The sequence below is a fragment of the Dietzia sp. UBA5065 genome (assembly GCA_002415925.1).
In the GTDB taxonomy this organism is placed as follows: domain Bacteria; phylum Actinomycetota; class Actinomycetes; order Mycobacteriales; family Mycobacteriaceae; genus Dietzia.
In genome coordinates, this window is record DIAZ01000032.1 from 14,765 (window position 1) to 18,606 (window position 3,842).

A 3,842-nucleotide genomic window follows, 5' to 3' on the forward strand; every position below is an offset into this window, starting at 1 on the left:
CGGTCGGACGGCAGGGCCGGGACCTCGTACTCCTTCCAGCCAGCGGAGTCCGGATCCTCCGGGTTGAACCGGGCGATCTTGAGCGTGACCATGGTCGAACCGGGCGGCGCGGGGCGATTCGGGCCCTTGCCGTCGGTGGCCTTGGTGGTGTCGACTGCGGTGGTCATCAGTACTTACGCTCCATCGGCTCGTAGCGGGTCTGCACAACCGGCTTCCAGTCCAGCCGGATCTCGGAGAGCAGCTCCTGGCCGTTCTCCTTGAACGCCATCGTGTGCTGCATGTACTCGGCGTCGTTGCGGTCGGGGTAGTCCTCGCGGGCGTGACCGCCACGGGACTCCTTGCGGTTGAGGGCACCCACGACGGTGACCTCGGCGAGCTCGAGCAGGAAGCCCAGCTCGATCGCCTCGAGCAGCTCGGTGTTGAAGCGGCGGCCCTTGTCGCTGACCGTGACGTGGGCGTAGCGCGCCTTGAGGGCACGGAGTTCGTCGCGCGCCTCGGTGAGCGACTGCTCGGTGCGGTACACCGACGCCTTGTCGTCCATCATGGCCTGCATCTCGCTGCGGATGTCCGCGGCGTTCTCGTCGCCACGGTCGGAGAGCATGCCCTCCATCCACTCGCGGACCATCTTCTCGGGCTCCTCGGGGAGCTCCACGAAGTCGTGGCCCGCGGCGTAGTCCGCGGCCGCGATGCCGGCCCGGCGGCCGAAGACGTTGATGTCCAGCAGGGAGTTGGTGCCCAGTCGGTTGGAGCCGTGCACGGACACGCACGCGCACTCGCCGGCCGCGTACAGGCCGGGGACCACGTCGTCGTTGTTGCGCAGCACCTCGCCCTTGACGTTGGTCGGGATTCCGCCCATGACGTAGTGGCAGGTCGGGAACACCGGCACGAGCTCGGTGACCGGGTCGACGCCCAGGTAGGTCCGCGAGAACTCGGTGATGTCGGGGAGCTTCTCGTTGAGGACATCCTCGCCGAGGTGGGTCACGTCGATGTAGACGTAGTCCTTCGCGGGGCCGGCACCGCGGCCCTCGCGCACCTCGAGGACCATCGAGCGGGCGACGATGTCACGCGGCGCGAGGTCCTTGATGGTGGGGGCGTAGCGCTCCATGAAGCGCTCGCCGTCGGCGTTGCGGAGGATGCCGCCCTCGCCGCGGACGGCCTCGGAGATGAGGATGCCCAGGCCCGCGAGGCCCGTGGGATGGAACTGGTGGAACTCCATGTCCTCCAGCGGCAGGCCCTTGCGGAAGACCACGGCCATGCCGTCACCGGTGAGGGTGTGGGCGTTGGAGGTGGTCTTGTACATCCGGCCCGAGCCGCCGGTCGCGAAGACCGTGGCCTTGGAGTGGAAGACGTGGAGGTCGCCGGAGGCGAGCTCGTAGGCGACACACCCGGTGGCGACGGGGCCCTCCGGGGTCTGCGTGAGACACAGGTCCAGGACGTAGAACTCGTTGAAGAACTCCACGTCGTGCTTGACGCAGTTCTGGTACAGCGTCTGCAGGATCATGTGACCGGTGCGGTCGGCGGCGTAGCAGGCCCGACGCACGGGCGCCTTGCCGTGGTCACGGGTGTGACCGCCGAAGCGGCGCTGGTCGATCTTGCCCTCGGGCGTCCGGTTGAACGGCAGGCCCATGTTCTCCAGGTCGATGACGGCGGTGATGGCCTCCTTGGCCATGATCTCCGCGGCGTCCTGGTCGACGAGGTAGTCGCCGCCCTTGACCGTGTCGAACGTGTGCCACTCCCAGTTGTCCTCCTCGACGTTCGCGAGGGCCGCGCACATGCCGCCCTGGGCTGCGCCGGTGTGGGAGCGGGTGGGGTAGAGCTTGGTGAGGACGGCGGTGCGGGTCCGCGGCCCGGATTCGATGGCCGCGCGCATGCCTGCGCCGCCGGCGCCGACGATTACGACGTCGTACTGGTGCTGGTGGACCTGACGATCGGTCATGGGATTCTCAGTGCTCGCTTTCGAAGTGGAACGGTCCGCAGGCGTCTATCAGACGTCGTAGGCGAGGCCGAAGATGGCGTAGGTGCCCAGGACCAGGACCAGGACGGTGGCGGCGAGGAGGATCGCGTTGAGCCAGAACCTGGTCGAGTCCTTGCGCGAGTAGTCCGCGATGACCGTCCGGACTCCGTTGGCGCCGTGGAGCTGCGCAAGCCAGAGCATGAGGAGGTCCCAGGTGGCCCAGAAGGGGCTCTGCCAGCGGTCCGCGACGTAGGCCCAGTCGATGCGATGGACGCCCTCGTCGATCATGAGCCCGACGGTGAGGTGGCCGATCGTGAGGATGACCAGCGCGACGCCCGAGGCGCGCATGAAGATCCACGCGGTGCGCTCGAAGTTGCCGCGCGACCGCAGGCGCGGGGACCGCGGCTGGGCCAGCGAGGCGGGGCGGTCGTACGACGTCTGGAGAACAGGTGCGTCTGCCATGGTGATCGTTCTCCTTAGATGTGCTGGAAGAGAAGGAAGAGGAGGCGGGCGGCGCCGGCGGCAAAGACGACGACCCAGATCGCGAGGACGGCCCACAGCATCTGACGCTGGTACCGCGCGCCCTTGGACCAGAAGTCCACCGCGACGATCCGCAGGCCGTTGAGCGCGTGGAAGAGCACGAGCGCGACGAGGCCGATCTCCATGAGGCCGACGATCGGCGACTTGTACGAGTCGATCACCGAGTTGTACGTCTCCGGGCTCACCGTGACGAGCGCCGTGTCGAGCACGTGCACGAAGAGGAAGAAGAAGATCGCGACGCCCGAGATCCGGTGCGCGACCCAGGACCACATCCCCGGGTCACCCTTGTAGAGGTTGAGCTTCTTTGTGGGGGCCGGACGCGCCGGCGCCTGCGCGGTACTCATGGGCTTGTCGTGCCTCCGAATCGTCTGGGCGTGGTGCCATCGGCGCGCGTTCCGGCCCGAGAGCACAGCGGGCGCCTACTAGGACTTTAGACCTGAGATCTGACTGATGAGAAGCAGGGTGGGTACCGTGGTCCGAACGGGTTCTCCCTGTTAGGGAACCCTAAATGAAGTTACCGAAGGGTAGATCCGGGTGTCGCAGCACGAAACCGCAGCACAGGGCAACGCAGCGTCCGACGAGCTCCGCGACGCCGCCCGCACGGCAGCCGGGAACGCCTACCGGCCGTATTCGGGACTGGGGGTGGGCGCTGCGGCGCTGGCGGCCGCGACGGACGGGTCGGGGACGCGGATCGTCACCGGATGCAACGTGGAGAACGCCTCCTACGGGCTCACCCTGTGCGCCGAGTGCTCCCTCGTCTCCGACCTGCACCGCACCGGTGGCGGGCGACTGATCGAGCTCGTCGTCGTCTCCCACACCGGCGACCCCCTCGCGCCGTGCGGGCGCTGCCGGCAGCTCCTCCACGAACACGGCGGTCCGGACCTGGTGGTCCACACCGCCCGCGGCGCGGTGCGCCTCGGCGAGCTGCTGCCGGACGCCTTCGGGCCCGGGGACCTGACGTGAGTCGTCGCCTGGACGCCGTGCGGATCATCGAGGCCAAGCGCGACGGGAGGGAACTCGACGACGACGAGATCGACTGGATCGTCGCCGGGTACACCCGCGGGGTGGTGGCACCCGAGCAGATGTCCGCGCTGGCCATGGCGATCTTCTTCCGGGGCATGACCGACCGGGAGACCTCCCGGTGGACCGCGGCCATGGTGGCGTCCGGCACCCGGCTCGACCTGTCCGACCTGCACCGGAACGGCACGCGGGTGCCCACGGTCGACAAGCACTCCACCGGCGGGGTGGGCGACTCGGTGACGCTCGTGCTCACGCCGCTCCTGGCGACCTGGGACGTGGCCGTGCCCCAGCTCTCCGGGCGGGGTCTCGGCCACACCGGCGGCACCCT

At 68.6% G+C, this 3,842-nt stretch carries 4 protein-coding genes and 2 pseudogenes; 2 read left to right on the forward strand and 4 right to left on the reverse strand.

What is annotated here, in order from left to right:
* The 4 genes and pseudogenes from B4M60_RS02355 to sdhC all read right to left on the reverse strand — a co-directional run.
* Positions 1–167, reverse strand: a pseudogene (locus B4M60_RS02355) (succinate dehydrogenase iron-sulfur subunit); the annotation flags it as partial.
* Positions 167–1,936: a succinate dehydrogenase flavoprotein subunit gene (gene sdhA / locus B4M60_RS02360; RefSeq protein ID WP_291079923.1), complete on the reverse strand. Its 1,770-nt coding sequence runs from the start codon at positions 1,934–1,936 to the stop codon at positions 167–169. The pseudogene B4M60_RS02355 and the gene sdhA, both read right to left, overlap by 1 nt.
* Positions 1,937–1,984: 48 nt before the next feature.
* A complete protein-coding gene (locus tag B4M60_RS02365; protein WP_291079925.1) occupies positions 1,985–2,416 on the reverse strand; it encodes a succinate dehydrogenase hydrophobic membrane anchor subunit in 432 nt (143 codons plus the stop codon).
* A 14-nt stretch (positions 2,417–2,430) separates the two neighbouring features.
* Positions 2,431–2,838: a succinate dehydrogenase, cytochrome b556 subunit gene (gene sdhC / locus B4M60_RS02370; RefSeq protein WP_291079927.1), complete on the reverse strand. Its 408-nt coding sequence runs from the start codon at positions 2,836–2,838 to the stop codon at positions 2,431–2,433.
* A 190-nt stretch (positions 2,839–3,028) separates the two neighbouring features.
* Here sdhC and B4M60_RS02375 point away from each other — a divergent pair, with 190 nt between their 5' ends.
* Entirely contained in the window at positions 3,029–3,457 is a 429-nt protein-coding gene (locus B4M60_RS02375) for a cytidine deaminase (protein ID WP_291079929.1), read from the forward strand.
* Positions 3,454–3,842: pseudogene (locus B4M60_RS02380) on the forward strand (thymidine phosphorylase); the annotation flags it as partial. The gene B4M60_RS02375 and the pseudogene B4M60_RS02380, both read left to right, overlap by 4 nt.

Bases quoted from the DNA above. Each gene is read 5' to 3' on its own strand.
- sdhA (WP_291079923.1), bottom strand. From the start codon at position 1,936: ATGACCGATCGTCAGGTCCACCAGCACCAGTACGACGTCGTAATCGTC.
- B4M60_RS02365 (WP_291079925.1), bottom strand. From the start codon at position 2,416: ATGGCAGACGCACCTGTTCTCCAGACGTCGTACGACCGCCCCGCCTCG.
- sdhC (WP_291079927.1), bottom strand. From the start codon at position 2,838: ATGAGTACCGCGCAGGCGCCGGCGCGTCCGGCCCCCACAAAGAAGCTC.